Here is a 21,066-nt window from a genome sequence, read left to right as displayed (position 1 = left end):
GACATGACTGATTACCGCACAAACAACGACGGCGGGGGCACGGCTTCCGCAGTGCCCGCCGGTTCCGCAGGCGAAGCCAACTCGCTGCTCAACATCGAAGGCCTGAATGTTTCCTTCGCCACGCCGCGAGGCACGGTGGACGTGGTCAAGGACGTCTCGCTGGCGCTGGCACCGGGCAAGGCCCTGGCACTGGTCGGCGAATCCGGCTCAGGCAAGACGGTCACCGCCCGGACGCTGGTGGGCCTGAACGCGGCCAACGCCAAGGTCAATGCCGGACGGCTGGAGGTGCTGGGCAGGAATGCGCTGAAGCTGGGCGAGCGGCAGTGGCGCGGGCTACGCGGCAAGGACATCGGCTACGTGCTGCAGGACGCGCTGGTCTCGCTGGATCCGCTGCGCACGGTGGGCCAGGAAATCGACGAGGCGCTGCGGGCGCACGGTGTCCGGGGCAAGGCCGCACGGCTGGAGCGGGTGCACCAGGCGCTGCTCGATGCGGGCATCCCGGATCCGGAAGTGCGCGCCAAGCAGCGTTCCGGTGAGCTCTCCGGCGGGCTGCGCCAGCGGGCCCTGATCGCCCAGGCCACCGTGCTCAATCCGCAGCTGGTGATCGCCGACGAGCCGACCACCGCGCTGGATGCCACGGTGCAGGCGCAAATCCTGGAGCTGCTGGCGGGGCTGAAGGAACAAGGCCGCGGGCTGGTTTTCATCTCGCATGACCTGGCCGTCGTCTCCCATCTGGCGGACGAGGTCGCCGTCATGCAGGGCGGGCGGATCGTCGAGTCCGGCCGCGCCGCCGAAGTGCTGTCCAATCCGCGGCACGAATACACCCGGGCGCTGATCAACGCCATCCCCACCGGCGCGGCCAAGGGCCGCAGGCTCTCCGCAGGCGCTCCCGTCTCCGCTGCCTCGCTTTCCGGCAGTCCCGGCCGGGCCACGGAATTCTCCGAAACGGCGCCGGCCATCGTGGCCCGGGACCTGGTCAAGTCCTACCCCGGTCCCGGCGGAACCCGCCGCACCGTCGTGGACGGCGTTTCCTTCACGCTGGAGCGCGGCAGGACGCTGGGCATTGTGGGCGAATCCGGCTCCGGCAAGTCCACCACCGCGCGGATCGCCCTGGGGCTGACCCAACCGGACGCGGGCAGCGTGACCCTCGGCGGCTTCGCCTGGTCCGGCACCGGCGCGGACCAGGTCTCCGAGGAACAACGACGCCGGCACCGCCCGGACATCCAGCTGGTCAACCAGGACCCGCTGAGTTCCTTCGACCCGCGCTTCAGCGTCGGCCGGGTCATCACCGACGCGCTGGAGGCCGGCTCCATCGGCACGTCCGGCGACCGCACCGAGCGGGCGGTGACGCTGCTCGACCAGGTGGGGCTGCCGCCGTCGTTATTCAACCGGCGCCCGCTCACGCTGTCCGGCGGGCAGCGCCAGCGCGTGGCCATCGCCCGGGCGCTCGCCCTCCAGCCGCGCGTGCTGCTGCTGGACGAACCGGTCTCCGCCCTGGACGTATCCATCCAGGCGCAGGTGCTGGACCTGCTGGCGGATCTGCAGTCACAGCTCGGGCTGAGCTACCTGTTCATCAGCCACGACCTCGGCGTAATCCACCACGTCAGCGACGATGTCCTGGTCATGAAGGACGGCAAGGTAGTCGAAACGGGCACCGCCGCGGACATATTCACCAACCCACAGACCGACTACACCCGTCAGTTGCTGGCCGCCGTGCCGGAACTGCCCGCCCGAGAACCGGCTGCCCACGTAGCGGCTGCCCCGGGACTTACCGTCAAGGAGGCATCATGAGCAAAGAGATCCATTTCAACGGTTTCGAGATGAACACCGTCAGCCATATCAACCATGGGCTGTGGGTGCATCCGGACAACCGCCGGCATGAGTACACGGACATCGAGTACTGGACCGAGACCGCGCAACTGCTGGAACGCGGCCTGTTCGACGCCATCTTCCTGGCCGACGTGGTCGGCACCTACGACGTGTACCGCGGCAGCCGGGATCCCGCCGTCGAGCGTGGACTACAGGTGCCGAACAACGATCCGTACCTGCTGGTCCCGGCGATGGCTGCTGTGACCCGGCACCTCGGCTTCGCGGTCACGTTCTCCACCACCTACGAGCCGCCGTTCGGCAATGCCCGGCGGCTGAGCACGCTGGACCATCTGACCAAGGGGCGCGTGGCATGGAACGTGGTCACCGGGTACCTGCCGGACGCCGCGCGCAACTTCGGTCTGCCCGCGCACATCAAGCACGATGACCGGTACGACATCGCGGAGGAATACCTCGACGTTTCCTACAAGCTGTGGGAGGGTTCCTGGGACAACGGCGCCGTGGTGCGCGACCGGGAGCGGCGGGTCTACACCGAGACCGACGGCGTGCACGAGATCGGCCATGCCGGCCGGTTCTTCACGGTGGACGGGCCTCACCTGTCCGAACCCTCGCTCCAGCGCACTCCGGTGATCTACCAGGCCGGATCCTCCGAACGCGGCAAGGACTTCGCCGCCCGGCACGCCGAAGCCGTCTTCGTCAGCTCGCGGACCGTGCAGCGCGTGGCCGCGGACGTGCGGGACCTGCGCGAGAGGGCCGAGGCCGCCGGACGCGGACGCCACGCGGTCAAGGCACTGGCCTCGCTGAACATCGTGCTCGGCGAGACCGAAGCCGAGGTGGCGCGCAAGGTCGAAGAGGTAGTGCGGCTGCGCGACGTCGAGGGCCATCTGGTGCACTTCGGCGGCTCCTCCGGGATCGACGTTGCCTCGCTGGAGACGGACGAGTACCTGCAGTACGTGGGCCGCGACCATGCGCAGTCCATGGAGGCCGAGTTCGCCACCGGCGCGGGCCGCAAGCGCGCGCACGAACTGATCGACACGCTCTCCGACCCGCGCAACGACGAATTCTTCATCGCCGGCACGCCGGAGCAGGTGGCGGACCGGATCGAGGAGATTGTGGACGCCACGGACGTGGACGGCTTCAACATTGTCCAGTTCCTCTCCCCCGGAACGTTCACCGACGTCGTCGAACTCCTGGTCCCCGAACTGCAGAAGCGCGGCCGCTACCGCACCGCGTACTCGGAGTCCGAGCGCACGCTGCGCGAACGGCTCTTCCCAGGCAACGGCCCGCTGCTGCCAACCACCCATCCCGGCGCCGCCTACCGCGGCGCTTTCAGCCGTGAGGAGATCACCGTATGAGTGCCATCCAGACGACGGCGCCGCTCCGCTCTTCGGCAACCGCGCCGCTCCGGTCTTCGGGAGCCGCGCCGTCTTCCGCCGCTCCCGTCGGCTCTGTGCCGGTCGACGCAGCCCCGACCTTCGCCGAGCTGGCGGCCAAGTACCGGCCGGTCTTCGAGTCCATCGCGGCCGGGGCCGCCGGGCGCGAAACGGACAGGGTGCTACTACACCTGCAGATCCGCGATCTGGCGGCGGCCGGTTTCGGCGCGGTCCGGGTGCCGCGGGAGTTCGGCGGCGACGGGGCCACCGCGGTGCAGTTCTTCCGGTTGCTGATCGAGCTGGCGGCCGCGGAATCCAACCTCGCCCAGGCCCTGCGCTCGCACATCGCCTTTGTGGAGGGGCGGCTCTACAGGAACGACGCCGAGTGGTTGCGTCGGGTGGGCGAAGGCCAGATCCTGGGCAACGCCTGGACCGAAACCGGCCCCGTGGCGGTTGGCGGCGTGGGCACCACCATCGAGCCGGACGGCGAAAACTTCCGCGTCAACGGCACCAAGTACTACACCACCGGCAGCCTCTATGCGGACTGGATCCAGACCGGTGCCCGGACGGCGGACGGCCGGGACATCATCGCCCTGGTCCGCGCGGATGCGCCGGGCGTCACCATCCGCGACGACTGGGACGGCTTCGGGCAGCGCCTGACCGCCTCCGGAACTACGGTTTTCGACAACGTAGCGGTCCCCGCCTCCGATGTCCTGGTGGAAACTGAGCAGGCGCCGTACGCCACCGGCGTCTACCAGCTCATCCACGTAGCCACCTTGGCCGGCATCACCCAGCGCGTGGTCCGCGACGTTTCCGAAGCGGTCCGCGAGCGCACCCGGGTGTTCAGCCACGGCAACGGCGTCCGGCCCGGCGAGGACATCCAGGTCCAGCAGATCGTGGGCGAGATTTCGGCCCAGGCCTTCGCGGCAGAGGCAGCCACGCTGCGGGTCGCCGAACTGCTGCAGGAGGCCTTCGACGTCCGCCCCGCGGCCCAGGGCGCAGAGAGTCCTTCGTTCGAGGAAGCCGTCCTGCAGGTGGAGTTCGGCTCGTCCCAGGCCCAGATCGTGGTGACCGACCTCGCGCAGCGCGCGTCGTCGTCGTTGTTTGATGCCTTGGGCGCATCCGCCACAAAGTCCGACCTGCAACTGGACCGCCACTGGCGCAACGCCCGGGTCATCTCTTCGCACAACCCCGTGGTCTATAAGTCCCGCGTGGTCGGCGACTGGAAGATCAACGGCACCATCCCCGAGTTTGTCTGGCGATCCGGAACCGTCTGACAGCAGGAGAATCACCACAGGTTGGCGGGAGTGCTTGCCGGGTTGCCCAACCCGGCAAGCACTTCCGCCGTCGTTGTTTTCCGGCCCTTCCGCAAAAAACCTGAGCGCCAATTGTGGGGACATCATTGCACCCCTTTACTAAGCATGCTTAGCATGAACTTACACCGTAAGCAGGAGAAATCGGCACGGCATGTCCTCAGGGGGACTGACGGCAACTAGTTCATCAAGCATTGGAGTAACAACTATGACAACGCAGAACTGGCAGGATCCGGAGGCGCCCGGCACGGAGAATCTCGCGATTCAGAACAGCCAAACGGCCACCGGCCACACATCAACCGGCAGCTCATCCACAACGACGGCGGCCAAAGACGAAGCGAAGAACGTCGCCAAAGAGGGGGCCAGCGCCGGTAAACAGGTTGCAGGCACCGCGGTTGAAGAGACCAAGGCCGTGGCCCAGGAGGCCGGCACCCATGCAAAGAACCTGGTCAGCGAACTGGGTTCGAACCTGAAGGACCAGGCCGGAACGCAGCAGCAGAGGGTCGCCGAAGGACTGCGGTCGCTGAGCGAAGAATTGCGCTCGATGTCGCAGGCATCGGAGAATTCCGGGGCTGCGGCCAACCTGGTTGACCAGGCGGCGCGGAGGACCGGCGATGTGGCGGGCTGGTTCGAAGCGCGCGACCCGGGGTCGTTGCTTCAGGAAGTCACGGGTTTTGCCCGCAAGCGACCCGGTGCCTTTCTGGCGGTTGCCGCTGGGGCAGGACTGTTGGCGGGCCGGCTGACCCGTGGCATCACCGGGGCACATTCGGATTCGCAGTCCGGCCCGCGAGCAGGAACTCCCGCTTCGAGCCCGAGGACCACTCCCGCCCCGCCGGCAGCCGAGCCCACAGTCGGCACCACCGGTACTTCGGCACCGGTTACGGGAGATCCTTTCGGCGACCCTTGGGCGACGGAGCCCACCCTTCCTCCCGGCACCCCACCGGTAAGCACCGATCCTGAACGGAGGCACGCGCTCTAATGACACAGCCGAACTCAACCGGCTCCCACGCCTACGAGATTCCACCGACCGAAGCGGAGGTGAGGGCACAGAACTCGTCCTTGGGCGACATCCTGAGCGAAGTCAGCCGCGACGTTTCAACGCTCATGCGCCAGGAAGTCGAGCTGGCCAAAGCCGAACTCAAAGAATCAGGAACCAAGGCAGGCAAGGGCGCAGGCATGCTCGCCGGCGCAGGCGTGGCCGGGCACTTTGTCCTGGTCTTCCGCTCCATCGCGTTGATGCTTGCACTGACCCTCTGGATCAGCATGGCCTGGTCGGCCGTGATCGTCGCGGTGATCTGGGCGTTTATTGCGGCCGTTCTCGCCGCCAAGGGCAAGAAGGAAATGAAGACCGTCCGCGGCATGCCGCAGACCGCTGAAACCATCAAGGAAATTCCCCCGACGTTGAAACCAGGTGAGGAGACCCCATGAGCCAGTCACCGGAAGAGATCCGCGAAGATATTGAACGGACCCGTGCAGAACTAGGTTCCGACGTCGATGCGTTGGCGGAGAAGGTCACCCCTTCCAGCATCGCGCACCGGCAAGGCCAGAAAGTCCGGGACAAGATGAACCAGGTCAAAACCAGCATCATGGGCGCGGCCGACAACACCACCGGCTCGGCAAAATCCGGAATGCACGAGGCCGGAGAATCTGTTTCCCATACTGCCCAGCATGCCGGCGAAACGGTCCAGAACGCTCCGCATCAGGTCGCCGAGAAAACCCGCGGCAACCCCATGGCAGCCGGCCTCATCGCCTTCGGTGCGGGCATGCTGATCTCCTCCCTGATACCCGCAAGCCAGAAGGAGCAGCAAGCAGCAACTGCCCTGAAGGAAAAGGCAGAACCGTTGAAAACCGAGCTGACCGATGCTGCCAAGCAGGTAGCGCAGGACATGAAGGGCCCGGCCCAGGAAGCCATGGAGTCGGTCAAAAGCTCGGCGCAGGATGCTGCCGGCAGGGTGAAGGAAGAGAGCGCGGGCGCCGCCTCGGATGTCAAGGAGCGCGCGCAGGATGCCAAGTCCAAGGTCAAGGACACGGGTTCAGGCTCCGCGACCACCGCCGACGCCAGCCGTCCAACGGGCTTCTAGGCAGGCACCTCCCAACAAACCGCCCATAGATCCGGGCACAGGACAGCTGTGCCCGGCGGAAACAAAGGAAATGACATGATCACCAAAGAAAACATTGACCGACTGGCCGGCAACGGATCCAACGTGCTTGATTCCGCGGGGAACAAGATCGGTTCCATCGGGCAGCTGTACCTGGATGACAGGACCGAAGATCCGAGCTGGGCGACCGTCAAAACGGGCCTGTTCGGCACGTCAGAGTCCTTCGTCCCCCTGGCCGAGGCGACGGTAGACGGCGACGATATCCGTGTCCCCTACACCAAGGACCAGGTCAAGGACGCCCCGCGCGTGGATCCGGACGGGCACCTCAGTGAAACCGAAGAGGACCGCCTCTTCGAGCACTACGGTCTCGGGGCAAACGGCGCCTACACCGGAACCTCCGGAACCGCAGGCGTGGGCACGGGCGTGGGCGCCGACAGCTACACCGGCACCACCGGAACCGATGCCGGCACGCGGACTGTCGGAACAGGAGATTACGACGACGCAACGGGCTCGCGCGGCGCGGTCGGGCATGACACGTCGGGTCCGACCACCGACGACGCCATGACTCGTTCCGAAGAGCAGCTCCATGTCGGCACCGAAAGCCGTGAGACCGGACGTGCCCGGCTGCGCAAGTACATCGTCACCGAGAACGTGACGCAAACCGTGCCGGTCAGCCGGGAAGAAGTCCGGGTGGAGCGCGAGCCCATCACGGACGCGAACGCCGGCGATGCTCTGGACGGGCCGGACCTCAGCGAAGAAGAGCACGAGGTAGTCCTGCGCGAGGAACGTCCCGTGGTCGAAAAGGAAACCGTGCCCGTGGAGCGGGTCCGCCTCGACAAGGAGACGGTCACGGATCAGGAAACGGTCAGCGAGGAAGTCCGCAAGGAGCAGATCGAGACCGATGGCGATGACAACGGCCGGCTTCGCTGAGGTCTGCTGACAATTAGGTCACGGTAACCGGTGCGGGCGGCAGGAACATACCCGCCGTCCGCACCGGCATGCCAATGTCAGTGGCTCGAGCTGACGTAGCCGCGATCCTTGTCCACCAGGTTGGCCAATGGCTCCCCGGCGGTCCAGCGGGTCAGGTTCTGCAGGAACTGGTCAGCCAGTGCCTCGCGCCAACCGATCACGTCCCCGCACATGTGCGCCGAGATGTGCACGTTCTCCATCGCCCAGAACGGGTGCTCGGCCGGCAGCGGCTCTTCCTCGAACACATCCAGCGAAGCGGCAGCGATCTGGCCGTCGCGCAACGCCTCAACCAGCGCGGCCTCATCCACCAGCGCGCCGCGGCCGACGTTGACCAGATGCGCGCTCGGCTTCATGGCCGCCAGGACTTCGGCGTTCATCATGTGGCGGGTCTGCTCGGTCAGCGGTGCAATCAGCACCACGTGGTCCGCCCAGCCGACGTGTTCGGCCAGGTCCGCGCTTGGCACCACGGTGCCGAAGTCGCCGTCGTTATCCCTTGCGGTCCGGCCGACTCCCCGGACCTCAATCCCGACGGCGCGCAGCAGCCGGGCGGTGGCGCGACCGATCCCGCCGGTACCCACTACCAGCGCACACGAACCGCCGGTCGGGGTGAGCTCGCGGTGCTGCCAGACGGACTGTTGCTGCAGGCGCTTGCTCAGGTGCAACTGCTTGTCGTGGGCGAGGATGGAGGCCAGCGCGAACTCGGCGATGGGCCGGTCGAACGTGCCGTGGGCGTTGGTGACCAGCACCTCCGAAGCCCGCAGCTCGTCGAACATCATGGCGTCCACCCCGGCCGCCGCCACGTGCACCCACTTCAGCGCGTCCGCATTGGGCCAGGCCTCGCCCAGCGCCGCGGAGAAAAAGTCCCAGAGGAACAAAACATCGGCCCCGCGGGCGGCTTCCGGAAGACCGGCCGCATCAGTAATAACGACGTCGGCGCGCGCCTTGATTTCGTCGAGATTGTAGGGGCTGGGCTGGCCCTCCGCAGCGAGAATGACAACGCGGGGACGGGAGCTGGAATCACGATTAGTCACGCCTCCACGCTACGCGATAAGAGGATTGTTGACAATAAACAGGTGTGACCTGCACCATAGGTGGCATGACCTCTCTTAGCCCCGCGCTCAAGCAAGCAACGCCCATCGTCGTCGACCACGCCCTCGGTTCGTGGATCCATGCCACCGACGGCAAGGACTATCTGGATTTCACTACCGGCATCGGCGTGACCAGCACCGGTCACTGCCACCCGAAGGTTGTGGAGGCCGCGCGCGAACAGGTGGGCAAGATCATCCACGCCCAGTACACCACCGTGATGCACAAGCCGCTGCTGGAGCTGACCGAGAAGCTCGGCGAAGTCCTCCCCGCGGGGCTGGACTCCGTGTTCTACGCAAATTCCGGCTCCGAGGCCGTCGAGGCCGCCATTCGCCTGGCCCGCATGGCCACCGGCCGGCCCAACATTGTGGTCTTCCAGGGCGGCTTCCACGGCCGCACCGTCGCCGCCGCCTCGCTGACCACGGCCGGCACCAAGTTCTCCGCCGGCTTCGCGCCGCTGATGGCCGGCGTCCACATGTCCGCCTTCCCCTATGCCTATCGCTACGGCTGGGACGAAGCCACCGCCGTCGCGTTCGCGCTGCAGGAACTGGACTACCTGCTGCAGACCCGCACCGCCCCCAATGACACGGCCGCGTTCCTGATCGAACCGGCGCTGGGCGACGGCGGCTACCTGCCCACTCCCCCGGCCTTCATGGAGGGCCTGCGCGAGCGCGCCGACCGGCACGGCATCCAGCTGATTTTCGACGAGGTGCAGGCGGGCGTGGGCCGGATGGGCAAGTTCTGGGGCCACCAGTACTCCACCGCCACCCCGGACATCCTGATTACCGCCAAGGGCATCGCCTCGGGCTTCCCGATCTCCGCCATCGCGGCTTCCACCGAGACCATGTCCAAGGCGTGGCCCGGCTCGCAGGGCGGCACGTACGGCGGCAATGCCGTTTCCGCCGCGGCCGGCGTGGCCACGCTCGAAGTGGTCGAGGAGGAGGGCCTGGTGGAGAACTCCCGGATCCGCGGCGAGCAGCTGCAGGCCGGCCTGAAGGAGATCCAGAACCGCTTCCCGGTGATCGGCAACGTCCGCGGCCTGGGCCTGATGCAGGGCATCGAGTTCACCGCCGAGGACGGCACCCCGGACGCCAAGACCGCCGCCGCGGTCCAGCAGGCCACCACCGCGCAGGGCCTGCTGTCCCTGACCTGCGGCCCTGCCGGCAACGTGGTCCGGCTGATTCCCGCCCTGGTGGTCACCGCCGACGAAATCAGCACCGGACTGGAGCGTTTCGAGGCCGCCGTCGGCGCCGTCGTCGGTGTCGTTCCCGCCGGAGCAGGAACGGGAGCCTGATCCCCCGATGACCGAAGCAGTTCTTCCCGCAACCGGGCAGGCGGACGCGCGCCGCCTGCCTGGCAGCCCGGCGGCAGACCGGCAGCCGGCGGTGCTGGCGCGCCTCGCCGCGGCCGGCGTTTCCGCGGACAGTTCGCCGCGCCGGCTGGCCGAGTACTCCTACGACGCCTCCAACTACCGGGTGCCGCCGCTGGCCGTGGTGTTTCCGCGTACCGCGGACGACGTCGCCGCTGTGGTGGCGGCGTGCCGCGAAACGGGGACGCCGCTGATCGGGCGCGGCGGGGGAACGTCGATGGCCGGCAACGCCATCGGGCCCGGTGTGGTGCTGGACTTCTCCCGCCACATGAACCGGATCCATACCATCGACGAGGCCGCGGGCACCGTCGCCGTCGATCCCGGCGTGGTGCTCGCCGTCCTCTCCCGCGAGGTGGAGAAGGCCACGGGCGGCAAATTCACGTTTGCCCCGGACCCGTCGTCGAAAACCCGCGCCACCGTGGGCGGGGCGCTGGGCAACGACGCCTGCGGGAACCACTCCGTACGCTACGGACGGACCTCCGACCACGTGGTGGAGCTCGACGTCGTTACTTCCGACGGCGCCCGGCTCACCGCCACTGCCACCGGGCTGCGCGCCACGGACCCTGCGGACAAGACATCTGTTGCGCGCGCCGCCGCAATCACCGGGTCACTGCGGGAACTTGCGCACACCCATCTGGCCGACTTCCGCATGGAGCTGGGCCGGATCCAGCGCCAGGTATCCGGCTACCATCTGGCCAACCTGCTGCCCGAAAACGGCTTCAGCGTCGCCCGCGCGCTGGTCGGTTCCGAGGGCACCTGTGCGATCGTGACCGGGGCGCGGATGAAGCTCGTGCCCAAGCCGGCGAGCGCGCTGCTGGTCTGCCTCGGCTATACCGACGTGGTCGAGGCGGCCCGCGACCTCGAAACCATCCTTGAATTTTCCCCCGCGGCGGTGGAGGGCATTGACGAGGCCATCGTCGACACCATGCGCTTCCGCCGCGGCGAGGACGCCGTCCTCGGGCTGCCCGACGGCAAGGCCTGGCTGTATGTGGACCTGGACGGCGAAGATCCGGACGAGGTCGCCGCGGAAGCGGACCGGCTGCTGACCCGGCTCAAGGAGAACGGCCGCCTGGTTGACGGCCGCGCGGTCCCCGACACCACGGCCCGCGCTTCGCTCTGGCGTGTCCGCGAGGACGGCGCCGGGCTCTCCTCACGGCTCTCCACCGGCGGCGAGTCCTGGCCCGGCTGGGAAGATTCCGCTGTCGCGCCCTTGAAGCTGGCCGACTACCTGGCGGACTTCCGCGAACTGCTGGCCGAGTTCGGCCTGCAGGGTGTGATGTACGGGCACTTCGGGGCGGGCTGCATGCACATCCGCATCACCTACGACCTGCGCACCGAGGAAGGCCGGGAGGTGTTCCGCCGCTTCTCGCGCAGGGCTGCCGAACTGGTTGTCCTGCACGGGGGCTCGCTCTCCGGCGAGCACGGCGACGGCCGCGCCCGTTCGCAGCTGCTCCCGGTGATGTACTCGCCGCGGATGCTCGACGCGTTCAGCGCGTACCGGCGGATCTGGGACCCGGCAGGCATCCTCAACCCGGGATCGCTGACCGACCCGGATCCGATCGATGAGCACCTTGCGCTCGAGGGCGTGCCGCAGCGGCAATGGCGCACCAGCTTCGATCTGCGCCCGATCGGCAGCGGCGGCGGCTCGACGGCGGAAACCGACAGCCCGTCCGACGCCGGCGGCAGCGGCACGGATCCGTGGGTCCACGCCGTCCAGGGCTGCATCGGCGTGGGCAAGTGCCGCACCGATTCCGGCGGAGTCATGTGCCCGAGCTACCGCGCCACGCGGGACGAGAAGGACTCCACCCGCGGCCGCGCCCGCGTCCTGCAGGACATGGTTCGCGGCGCCCGCACCGTCGAGGAAGGCTGGAAGTCCAAGGAGGTCCGCGAAGTGCTGGACCTGTGCCTGTCCTGCAAGGCCTGCTCCAGCGACTGCCCGGTCGGCGTGGACATGGCCACCTACAAGTCCGAGTTTTTCGACCACTACTATAAAGGGCGGCTGCGCCCGCTCTCGCACTTCTCGCTCGGCTGGCTGCCGCGCTGGCTCAAAATCACCGGCCGCATCGCGCCGCTGGTCAACGCCGTGCTGGCCACGCCGCTGGGCAAACTGGCCGCCGCGCTGGGCGGGCTCACCACCCGCCGTGCCCTGCCGAAGTTCGCCGGCGGGTTGGACTGGCAGCGCGAAGTCGCCGCCGCCGGCGTCCTTCCCCCGTGGAATTACGACGGCGGGGCCCGGCGTCGTGCGTCCGTCACCGCTGGTTCAGCTCACGGCGGCGGGGCCCGGCACGGTACCGACCCGGATTCCGGCGTCGTGCTCTTCGTGGATACCTTCACCCGCGGCTTCCGGCCCGAAGTTGCCGGCGCAGCGGCCCGGGTGCTGACCGGCACCGGGGAACGCACCGAGTGCTCGGCGGACGCCTGCTGCGGGCTGACCTGGATTTCAACCGGCCAGCTGGACACCGCCAAGAAGCTGCTGGGCAAGGCCGCCGAAGCGCTCGACGACGGCACCGACCGGCCGATCGTTGTCGTCGAACCCAGCTGCGCCGCGGCCCTGCACAAGGACCTGCCCGAACTGGTACACACCGAGCAGGCCCGCCGCGTGGCGTCCCGGGTGCGCAGTTTCGCCGCGCACGTCAACGAGCTCGCCGAAGCCGGTTCACTGCCGGCACCGGCCCGGGACCTGCCGGAGGAAGTGGTGCTGCAGACACACTGCCACGAATACTCCGTCTTCGGCGCCGGCATCCAGCGCCAGGCGTTGGCCGCCGTCGGCATCACCGGGGTGACCGATGCCTCCGGCTGCTGCGGCGTGGCTGGCAATTTCGGCTTCGAAAAGGAGCACTACGACGTGAGCATGCAGGTCGCCGAGCACTCGCTGGCCCCGGCCCTGCGCGGCAGCGGAGCCGAGACCGTGGTCCTCACGGACGGCTTCTCCTGCGCCATGCAGGTCAACCAGCTCGACAAGTCCAGACCCGGGCGCCACCTGGCGCAACTCCTGGACCCCGGCGCACCGTCAGCCACCGGCCCCAAGACCGATCCCACTACTGACCTCGACTCCGAACCAATCAACAAAAAGGACCTCCCATGACCACTGACATCACCCAGTCCCGCGGCAGCACCGCAGGCAACGCGCGCACCTCCCAGCAGGCGCTCGACGCCATCTCCCGCGTCAGCACGGGCGTATTTATCGACGGCGAATGGACCGAGTCCGCCTCCGGCGCCCGCTTCAACGTAGTCAATCCCGCCACCGAAGAAGTCATCGCCACCGTCGCCGACGGTGGCCCGGAAGATGCGCAGCGGGCCATCGAGACCGCCGGCCGCGTACAGAAGCAGTGGGCGAAGACCGCGCCCCGCGAGCGCAGCGAGATCCTGCGCCGCGCCTACGACCTCATCATGGCCCGGCAGGACGAACTGGCCCTGATCATGACCACCGAAATGGGCAAGCCCCTCGCCGAGGCCAAGGGCGAAGTAGCCTACGCTGCGGAGTTCTTCCGCTGGTTCTCCGAGGAGGCCGTGCGGATCGGCGGGGATGTCACCACTACCGGCGACGGCAAGAACCGCATTCTGGTCTCCAAGGAACCGGTTGGCCCCTGTGTGCTGGTCACGCCGTGGAACTTCCCGCTGGCCATGGGTACCCGCAAGATCGGTCCCGCCATTGCCGCCGGCTGCACCATGGTGTTCAAGCCCGCCAACCTGACCCCGCTGTCATCGCTGGCTCTGGTGGACATCCTGGTCGAGGCCGGGCTGCCCATGGGCGTGGTCAACGTTGTCTGCACCACCAAGGCCTCCTCGGTGGTCACTCCCTGGATGGCCAGCGGCATCGCCCGCAAGGTCTCCTTCACCGGTTCGACCGAAGTGGGCGTGAAGCTGCTGCAGCAGGCCTCCGAACACGTCATGCGTTCCTCCATGGAGCTCGGCGGCAACGCACCGTTCATCGTCTTCGAAGACGCGGACCTGGACCGGGCGGTCGAGGGCGCCGTCGCGGCGAAGATGCGCAACATGGGCGAGGCCTGCACCGCGGCCAACCGGATGTTCGTCCAGCGTTCCGTCGCCGCCGAGTTCGCGCGGCGCCTCGCCGCACGTCTTGGCGCACTCGAGGTGGGTGACGGCGCAGAGCCGGGCACCGACGTCGGGCCCTTGGTGGAAGAGAAAGCTCTGGTTAAGGTCCAGGAACTGGTGGACGACGCGGTGTATAAGGGCGCCACGGTGGTCTGTGGCGGCTCGCGGCCCGAGCGCCCCGGCTACTTCTACACGCCCACCGTGCTCTCCGACGTCAGCCCGGCCTCGGACCTGATGAGCCAGGAGATTTTCGGCCCGGTGGCGCCCGTGGTCCCCTTCGACACCGAGGATGAGGTCACGCAGATGGCCAACGACACCCCCTGGGGCCTGGTGGGCTACGTCTTCACGCAGGACGTGGACCGCGGCTTCCGGATGGGCGACGCGCTGGAGGTCGGTATGGTCGGGCTGAACACCGGCATTGTCTCCAATCCGGCCGCCCCGTTCGGCGGCGTGAAGGCCTCCGGGCTGGGGCGCGAGGGCGGCCGCGTGGGCATCGAGGAGTTCCTCGAATACAAGTACATGGCAGTACCGAAGAGCTGATTTTCCCGCAGCTCCGCTTCGGGGAGTAGCCGGCCGGGGCCAATGGGCCCAAACCCCTTGTACCCGGCCGCAACTCCTTGTATATTGTTGACAATCTACTAATTACTGTGACGTGGACCACCCACGCTTGCAAGGAGCTTCAGTGAACGTAAACGGCACGGCCCGCATGCTCTTCACCACCGAAGAGTACGCGGCACGCCTCGCAGCGGTCCGGCTGCGCATGGCTGAGCAGGGCCTGAGCGCCCTGCTCGTGACTGATCCGGCGAACATCTACTACCTGACCGGCTACAACGCCTGGTCTTTCTACACGCCGCAGCTGGTCTTCGTGCCCGCCGAGGGCGACATGATCCTGTTCAGCCGGCAGATGGACGCCAGCGGAGCCTTCCGCACCTCGTGGCTGGCGCCGGAGAGCATCGTCGGCTACCCGGAGAGCTACGTGCACCGCCCGCACATCCACCCCTTCGATTGGGTAGCCTTCGCCCTGCGCGAGCGCCACCTGATTGCCCCGGCGGCCAAGGGCTGCGTGGGGCTCGAAATGGACTCGCACTTCTTCGCGCCGAAGGCCTACCGCGCGCTGGTCAACGCCATTCCCGAGTGGACGCTGGTGGACTCCTTTGAACTGGTCAACTGGGTGCGGTCCATCAAATCCCCCGCGGAAATCCAGCTGATGCACAAGGCCGCCGTGATCACCAACAGCGCCATGGCCGCCGCCGAAGAGGCCATCAGGCCAGGCGCCCGCAAGTGCGATATCGCCGCGGCCATCACCGAGGCGCAGATCCGCGGCACCGAGGAATTCGGCGGCGACTACACGGCGATCGTGCCGCTGCTGCCCACCGGCGAGTCGGCCGACACCCCGCACCTGACCTGGAGCGAGGACCGGCTGGAGGAGGGCGAGCCCGTCGTCGTCGAACTCGCAGGAGCCTACCAGCGCTACCACGTGCCGCTGAACCGCACCTTCTCGCTGGGCGAGCCCTCCGCCGAACTCAGCAGGCTTGCCGATGCCACCGGTGAGGGCCTGAACGCCATGCTCGATGTCATCCGCGCCGACGTTCCCGTGCGCGAGGTCGCTGCCGTCTGGAACCGCACCATCTTCGAGTACGGCTATGAGAAGGACTCGCGGCTGGGCTACTCGATCGGCGTCGGTTTCCCGCCGGACTGGGGAGAGCGGACCATCAGCATCCGCAGCGAAGAAGAATCCATCCTCGCCGAAAACATGACCTTCCACCTGATCTGCGGCATGTGGATGGACAACTACGGCTACGGCCTCTCCGAATCCATCCGCGTGACCGCTACCGGGGTGGAGACGTTCACCACCTACAAGCGCGGACTCCTCCCCATCAACAGCTAGGAAACACCCTTATGTCAATCCGAGACCTCCCCCTCGCCGAACGGGCCGACCACCTCGTGGGTTCGGTCATCGACTCCAGCACCTCGCTGCTGGCCAAGCAGACGCACGACATCGTGCGGTTCGCCATGGGTGCGCCCGCGGAAGAAGCCGTCCCGGTGGAGCTGTTCAACAACGTTCCCGCGGCTGTCTACGACGCGTCCTCCTACACCTACGGCGCAACCGAGGGCGAACCGCACCTGCTTGACACGCTCACCGATTATCTAGCAACGACGGCGGACCCCACCGCGCGCGAACGCATCACCATCACCTCGGGCGGGATGCAGGGCCTGGACCTGGCCTGCAAGATCTTCGTGGACCCGGGCGACCTGGTGGTGGTGGAAAGCCCCACCTACACCAACGGTTCGGCCACCGCCATGAGCTACGGCGCCGAGCTGCTGGAAGTACCCGTTGACGACGACGGCATGATCGTCGAGGAGCTGGAAGCCCTGGTGGCCGCCTCGGGGCGCACCCCGAAGGCCATCTACACCATTCCGAACTTCCAGAACCCCTCCGGCACCACGCTCTCGCTGCCCCGCCGCAAGCGGCTGCTGGAACTGGCTCACCGCTGGAACGCGGTCATCATCGACGACGACCCTTACGGGCTCCTGCGCTTCGAGGGCGAAGACCTGCCCACGTTCAACCAGCTCAGCCCGAACGACCCGCTGATCTTCTCGGTCCGGACCTTCTCCAAGATCCTGGCTCCCGGCCTGCGCGTGGGCTGGGTGGAAACGGACCCCGAACTCCAGCGCCTGGTCATCAACGCCAAGCAGGCCATGGACACCTGCACCAACGTTCCGGCCCAGCATCTGGTTGCCGAATTCATCCTGCGCGGCGGACTCGACGACCACCTGAACTGGCTGCGCACGGAGTACCAGAGCCGCCGCGACGCGATGCTCGCCAGCATCGAACGCCACTTGGGTGACCGTGTGCGTACCACTAATCCCGACGGCGGCTTCTTCCTCTGGGTCACGCTTCAGGGCGAGGACGCGAAGATCAATACGCAACGGCTGTTCGACATCGCGCTGGCGGAAGGCGTGGCATTCATCCCGGGCCCGGCCCTGTCCCCCACCGGACGGTTCACGGACGCCTTCAGGGTCTGCTTCGCCTCCTGCTCGCCGGAGCGGATCGAGGTTGGCGTCGAACGCCTCACCAACGCTCTGGACAAGGCGAGGTCGGAGTTGTCCTTCGGTACGGCTGCATCCTCCGGGGCGCGGTAGATGCCGGCCGCTCTCGGCGTCAACGCGTTCGCCCTGGCGCCCACCCGGGACGAACAGGAAGTCCTCGACCATATCCGGCTGGATGAGATCATCGCCATGGCGGAAAAGCTGGTGAACGCCGGCGGCGAGAACCCCGGCGGCACCGAGCTCGCCACGGTGGCCGTGCTCGAAGCCGAGGCCACGCGCCTTGGCTTCGACGTGGACATCCAGCCGGTGGCTCCGGATCGTCCGAACATTCTCGTGACGCTGCTCCCGCCGGACAGGAAATCGGCGCTCGGGCCAGGCCTGATGTTCCTGGGCCACTCGGACGTCGTCCCGGCTGGGCCCGGCTGGTCCCGGCCGCCGTTCGAAGCGGTAGCCGAAAACGGCCGGTTGTACGGTCGCGGCTCCACGGATATGAAGGGCGGACTGGCAGCAGTTGTCGGTGCGATGGCCGCATTGAAGCGCTCCGGCGTCGTACTTTCGGGCCCTGTCACCTTGGTCTGCACGGTGGACGAGGAGGATCTCGGCCTGGGCATCCGCGCCCTGACGGCGCGCGGACTGCCGCACAGCTACCTCGGATGTGTGGTGGCTGAACCCACCGATATGGAAACCGTCATCGCCTGCCGCGGCGACAGCTACATTGAACTGGAGATCACCGGCAAGCCGGCGCATTCGGGCCGCCCGGCCGATGGGCGCAACGCCATCAGCGCCGCCGCCCGGATCTGCGAACTGATCCGGGCCGACCACGACGCGCTCCAGCAGGACCAGGACCCGCTGCTGGGCAGCGGCACCTGGAATGTCGGGCGCATCGACGGCGGCGAAGGCACCTCGATGGTGGCACCGTCCTGCCATATATCCGTGGACCGCAGGCTGATGCCCGACGATGATCCCGAGGACATTCTGGCCCGCTTGCTGCACCGGATTCGTGAAGCCGGCATCGATACGGACGGCATCAGCGTCGACGCCGAACTCACCATGCAGATGCCCGGTTTCCGGACCCCGCAGGACCATCCGCTGGTCTCCGCCGCAGTGAACAGCGTACTGGCCGCTGGCGGAGAAACGCGCATCAGCGGCTGGACTGCGGCCTGCGACGGCGGCTTCATCGTCAGGGACTACGGCATCCCGGCAATCGTGCTGGGGCCGGGCGGTCTCAACGACCAGGCGCACCAGATTGATGAGTCCGTAGGGCTGGCGGAACTTACCACAGCCGCACGTACTTTCGCATTATTGTGCCTGCGCTCCCTGAGGCATACGGTCGACGACATGCCGGATTCGAAAAAATCGCTCCTAGAAGGAGAACGCCCGTGACCCGTTCCGAGCCAATACGAAATGATTATCCGGAGCAGCAGCTCGCGCCAGGATCCGAGCCGACGACGCCGGAAGCCAAGAAAACGCTCCATCGTGCCATCCTCGGTTCCGCCCTCGGTAATGCCGTGGAGTGGTTCGACTACGGCGTCTACGGCTACCTCACCATCTACATGGCCGTTAACTTCTTCGGTTCCGAAGCAGGCGACGGCGGCCTGGGCGTCACGCTGACGCTGGCCACCTTGGCGCTGTCCTTCCTCGTCCGGCCGCTCGGCGGCATCATCCTTGGCCCGCTGGGCGACAAGGTGGGCCGGCAGAAGGTCATGGTCCTGACGGTGCTGATGATGACACTGGCCACCGGCGCCATCGGTCTGCTGCCGACCTTGAGCACGGTGGGCGTCCTCGCCCCGATCCTGCTGCTCGTGTGCCGCCTGGTGCAGGGCTTTTCCGCGGGTGGCGAGTACGGCGGCGCTGCCGTCTACATGGCCGAGTCCGCGCCGGACCGCCGCCGCGGGTTCCTGGGCTCCTTCCTGGAGTTCGGCACCACTGTGGGCTTCATGCTCGCCGCCGTTGTCTGCACCACCTTGATCACATTGGTCGGCGACCAAGGTATGGAGGACGGCTGGTGGCGCCTGCCGTTCCTGCTCACCATTCCGCTCGGCCTGACTGCACTGTGGATTCGGACGCGGCTGGGTGAGGCCCCTGTCTTCACCGAGGCATCCCAGCACGCCGAAACCACCCGCTCGCCGCTTCGGCATGTGCTGGTCAACAACTGGCGCCAGATCCTGGTCCTGGCCGGTTTCGTTGTCCTGCTGAACGTGGCGTTCTACCTGATCCTTGGCTACATGCCCACGTATCTCAGCGGCCAGCTTGGACACAGCACGGCGCAAGGCAACTGGATGCTCGTGGCGATCATGGCGCTGATGCTCGTGGCTATCCCGCCCATGGGAGCGCTGTCCGACCGCATTGGCCGAAAGCCGCTGCTGCTCGTGGCGGCAGTGGGCTATATGCTGCTGTCCGTCCCGTCGATCATGCTGCTGGGCACGCCCAGCCTGCTCCTGCAGTTCGTCGGCCTGGCGGTGCTTGGCATCCTGTTGGTGATTCTGGTTTCGTCCGTCTCCTCGACCCTGCCGGCACTGTTTCCGACCTATGTGCGGTACAGCGGCTTCGCCATCGGCTACAACTTCTCCACTGCGTTCTTCGCGGGGCCGTCGCAGACCGTGGCCAACCAGTTGATCGAGACCACCGGCAATCAGTTGGTGCCGGGCTGGTACATGGCTATCGCGGGACTCATCGGCTTTATTAGCATCCTGTGCATGCGCGAGACTTCGCAGGCTACTTTGCGTGGCGAGGAACTGCCTGGCGTTCCGGAGTCCTTGGGCGCCCCGAAGCCTATTTATGTTGAGCAGAACCGCGAGGATGCCGAGGCCCGCCGGGCGAGCTACCAAGCCTAGTCAGGTAATGTTCCGGCACCATCTCAAAGCGGGGCTCCGGTTTTGCCCGGGGTCCCGCTTGTCGCTTACCGGCTCTGACCCGGGAAACCTGAACGGAACTGGCTCAGGCTGCGCGCCGGTAGATGAAGTCGATGCGGCCCAGGGCCTGCTCGAAGACTGAGAACGGCTCCAGTGTCTCGTCCGCCTGCTCCGTCGCCGGTGGGGTGCCGGGTAGCGCTGGTGCGGTGGATTGGTAGGTGTGTCCGGTCGGGGTGGTCGTTTCGACGGTGTGCCGCGGTCCGGGGATCCTTTGGGCGTGCCAGCCTTCAGTTTCCTTCGCCAGGTTACAAGCTTCACATAGCCCTTGCCCGTTGAGTTCGCTGGTCACCCCGGCGTCGCGCCAGGGCACGACGTGGTCGTGGTGGCGGATCGGTGCGTCGCACCAGGGTGTGCGGCAGAGCTGGTCCCGAGCCTGGATCATGCGCTGCATTCCGGCCGGCATCAACCGTGCCCGCGAATCCATGCCGAGCAGCTGTCCGGTGCCTGGCGCGGTGTAGAGCCGGCGCACCCAGACTTCCACATCTTCTTTATCGCCGGAGGCTCTTCGCTCCGAGTTTGGCGGCCCGGTCGCCGTACCGGTGGTTCCACCTGTGTCTGGCGGGCCGGAACCGGCAGCGCCGTCCCCGTTGGCGGCATCCGCTGCGCGGGTGACGATCTTGCCTTCGTCGGCGCCCTTTATCGGATTGCCGACCGCGGGGTGATCTGTGCTGCCGTTCCCGGCGTCGATGCTGTCCGTGCCGACACTGTCACTGTCGGTCCCGGTCTCGGTCTCGATGCCGTTCGCGTTGTCGGTGTTGGTGTCGCCGGTGCGGAGCAGGTCGCGGGCCCATTGCGCGGGGACGATGCCGTACCCGGCCAGGTGCGCCGGCTCGGTATCGCCCTGGAACAGGGTGCGGTCGGTCATGACCAGCTGGACTTCAATTTTCGCGGGGTTCTCGGCCGGCTGACCGGTGACGCGTTCGACGAGGATATCGGCCATCAGCTGGCCCCGGCCACGTTCATCGCCCTGCGCCTTCAACCGGTCGGCCTCCTTCGTCAGGGCCGCGAGGA

16 protein-coding genes are annotated in these 21,066 nt (G+C 67.2%); 14 read left to right on the top strand and 2 right to left on the bottom strand.

The window, feature by feature from the left end; all coding sequences use genetic code 11:
* Nucleotides 1-3: 3 nt before the first annotated feature.
* From B0G38_RS17015 to B0G38_RS16985, 7 genes are all read left to right on the top strand, one after another.
* Entirely contained in the window at nt 4-1,791 is a 1,788-nt protein-coding gene (locus B0G38_RS17015) for a dipeptide ABC transporter ATP-binding protein (RefSeq protein ID WP_264670507.1), read from the top strand.
* Nucleotides 1,788-3,182: an LLM class flavin-dependent oxidoreductase gene (locus B0G38_RS17010; protein ID WP_264670506.1), complete on the top strand. Its 1,395-nt coding sequence runs from the start codon at nt 1,788-1,790 to the stop codon at nt 3,180-3,182. Before B0G38_RS17015 ends, B0G38_RS17010 begins: the two co-directional genes overlap by 4 nt.
* Nucleotides 3,179-4,477 carry an acyl-CoA dehydrogenase family protein gene (locus B0G38_RS17005; protein WP_264670505.1) on the top strand — a complete coding sequence of 433 codons (1,299 nt, stop codon included), beginning with the start codon at nt 3,179-3,181 and terminating at the stop codon, nt 4,475-4,477. Before B0G38_RS17010 ends, B0G38_RS17005 begins: the two co-directional genes overlap by 4 nt.
* A 244-nt stretch (nt 4,478-4,721) precedes the next feature.
* Nucleotides 4,722-5,492 (top strand): hypothetical protein, encoded by a 771-nt coding sequence (locus B0G38_RS17000; RefSeq protein WP_264670504.1) that lies wholly within the window; start codon nt 4,722-4,724, stop codon nt 5,490-5,492.
* Complete coding sequence (locus B0G38_RS16995; protein ID WP_264670503.1) at nt 5,492-5,941, top strand: phage holin family protein; 450 nt, start codon at nt 5,492-5,494, stop codon at nt 5,939-5,941. The genes B0G38_RS17000 and B0G38_RS16995 overlap by 1 nt, the downstream gene beginning before the upstream one ends.
* The gene (locus B0G38_RS16990; RefSeq protein ID WP_264670502.1) at nt 5,938-6,594 is read left to right on the top strand and encodes a DUF3618 domain-containing protein; all 657 of its coding nucleotides are present in this window, start codon (nt 5,938-5,940) and stop codon (nt 6,592-6,594) included. Before B0G38_RS16995 ends, B0G38_RS16990 begins: the two co-directional genes overlap by 4 nt.
* 75 nt (nt 6,595-6,669) lie before the next feature.
* Nucleotides 6,670-7,542, top strand: a complete 873-nt coding sequence (locus tag B0G38_RS16985; RefSeq protein ID WP_264670501.1) for a PRC and DUF2382 domain-containing protein — start codon at nt 6,670-6,672, stop codon at nt 7,540-7,542.
* A 77-nt stretch (nt 7,543-7,619) separates the two neighbouring features.
* Here B0G38_RS16985 and B0G38_RS16980 read toward each other — a convergent pair whose 3' ends face one another.
* On the bottom strand, nt 7,620-8,612 hold the full coding sequence (locus tag B0G38_RS16980) for a D-2-hydroxyacid dehydrogenase (protein WP_264670500.1): 993 nt from the start codon (nt 8,610-8,612) through the stop codon (nt 7,620-7,622).
* 65 nt (nt 8,613-8,677) lie between these two features.
* Between B0G38_RS16980 and B0G38_RS16975 the strand changes: the two genes are divergently transcribed.
* From B0G38_RS16975 to B0G38_RS16945, 7 genes are all read left to right on the top strand, one after another.
* Complete coding sequence (locus B0G38_RS16975) at nt 8,678-9,961, top strand: aspartate aminotransferase family protein (protein ID WP_264670499.1); 1,284 nt, start codon at nt 8,678-8,680, stop codon at nt 9,959-9,961.
* Between the two features lie 7 nt (nt 9,962-9,968).
* The gene (locus tag B0G38_RS16970) at nt 9,969-13,121 is read left to right on the top strand and encodes an FAD-binding and (Fe-S)-binding domain-containing protein (protein ID WP_264670498.1); all 3,153 of its coding nucleotides are present in this window, start codon (nt 9,969-9,971) and stop codon (nt 13,119-13,121) included.
* Entirely contained in the window at nt 13,118-14,632 is a 1,515-nt protein-coding gene (locus tag B0G38_RS16965) for an NAD-dependent succinate-semialdehyde dehydrogenase (protein ID WP_264670497.1), read from the top strand. The genes B0G38_RS16970 and B0G38_RS16965 overlap by 4 nt, the downstream gene beginning before the upstream one ends.
* A gap of 166 nt (nt 14,633-14,798) precedes the next feature.
* Nucleotides 14,799-15,980, top strand: a complete 1,182-nt coding sequence (locus tag B0G38_RS16960) for a M24 family metallopeptidase (RefSeq protein ID WP_264670592.1) — start codon at nt 14,799-14,801, stop codon at nt 15,978-15,980.
* 11 nt (nt 15,981-15,991) lie between these two features.
* Nucleotides 15,992-17,236: an aminotransferase-like domain-containing protein gene (locus B0G38_RS16955; RefSeq protein WP_264670496.1), complete on the top strand. Its 1,245-nt coding sequence runs from the start codon at nt 15,992-15,994 to the stop codon at nt 17,234-17,236.
* Entirely contained in the window at nt 17,237-18,526 is a 1,290-nt protein-coding gene (locus B0G38_RS16950; protein ID WP_264670495.1) for a M20 family metallopeptidase, read from the top strand.
* Complete coding sequence (locus B0G38_RS16945; protein ID WP_264670494.1) at nt 18,523-19,977, top strand: MFS transporter; 1,455 nt, start codon at nt 18,523-18,525, stop codon at nt 19,975-19,977. Before B0G38_RS16950 ends, B0G38_RS16945 begins: the two co-directional genes overlap by 4 nt.
* A gap of 103 nt (nt 19,978-20,080) precedes the next feature.
* Here B0G38_RS16945 and B0G38_RS16940 read toward each other — a convergent pair.
* Nucleotides 20,081-21,066, bottom strand: a 986-nt coding sequence (locus B0G38_RS16940; protein ID WP_264670493.1) for an HNH endonuclease, incomplete at its 5' end; no start/stop codon positions are given.

The sequence above is a fragment of the Crystallibacter permensis genome (assembly GCF_025960875.1).
GTDB classification, from domain to species: Bacteria; Actinomycetota; Actinomycetes; order Actinomycetales; family Micrococcaceae; genus Crystallibacter; species Crystallibacter permensis.
This window is presented reverse-complemented; position numbering and strand designations above follow the sequence as displayed.

Coding starts and splice junctions, on each gene's coding strand:
- B0G38_RS17015 (WP_264670507.1), top strand. CDS start 4: ATGACTGATTACCGCACAAACAACGACGGCGGGGGCACGGCTTCCGCA.
- B0G38_RS17010 (WP_264670506.1), top strand. CDS start 1,788: ATGAGCAAAGAGATCCATTTCAACGGTTTCGAGATGAACACCGTCAGC.
- B0G38_RS17005 (WP_264670505.1), top strand. CDS start 3,179: ATGAGTGCCATCCAGACGACGGCGCCGCTCCGCTCTTCGGCAACCGCG.
- B0G38_RS17000 (WP_264670504.1), top strand. CDS start 4,722: ATGACAACGCAGAACTGGCAGGATCCGGAGGCGCCCGGCACGGAGAAT.
- B0G38_RS16995 (WP_264670503.1), top strand. CDS start 5,492: ATGACACAGCCGAACTCAACCGGCTCCCACGCCTACGAGATTCCACCG.
- B0G38_RS16990 (WP_264670502.1), top strand. CDS start 5,938: ATGAGCCAGTCACCGGAAGAGATCCGCGAAGATATTGAACGGACCCGT.
- B0G38_RS16985 (WP_264670501.1), top strand. CDS start 6,670: ATGATCACCAAAGAAAACATTGACCGACTGGCCGGCAACGGATCCAAC.
- B0G38_RS16975 (WP_264670499.1), top strand. CDS start 8,678: ATGACCTCTCTTAGCCCCGCGCTCAAGCAAGCAACGCCCATCGTCGTC.
- B0G38_RS16970 (WP_264670498.1), top strand. CDS start 9,969: ATGACCGAAGCAGTTCTTCCCGCAACCGGGCAGGCGGACGCGCGCCGC.
- B0G38_RS16965 (WP_264670497.1), top strand. CDS start 13,118: ATGACCACTGACATCACCCAGTCCCGCGGCAGCACCGCAGGCAACGCG.
- B0G38_RS16960 (WP_264670592.1), top strand. CDS start 14,799: ATGCTCTTCACCACCGAAGAGTACGCGGCACGCCTCGCAGCGGTCCGG.
- B0G38_RS16955 (WP_264670496.1), top strand. CDS start 15,992: ATGTCAATCCGAGACCTCCCCCTCGCCGAACGGGCCGACCACCTCGTG.
- B0G38_RS16950 (WP_264670495.1), top strand. CDS start 17,237: ATGCCGGCCGCTCTCGGCGTCAACGCGTTCGCCCTGGCGCCCACCCGG.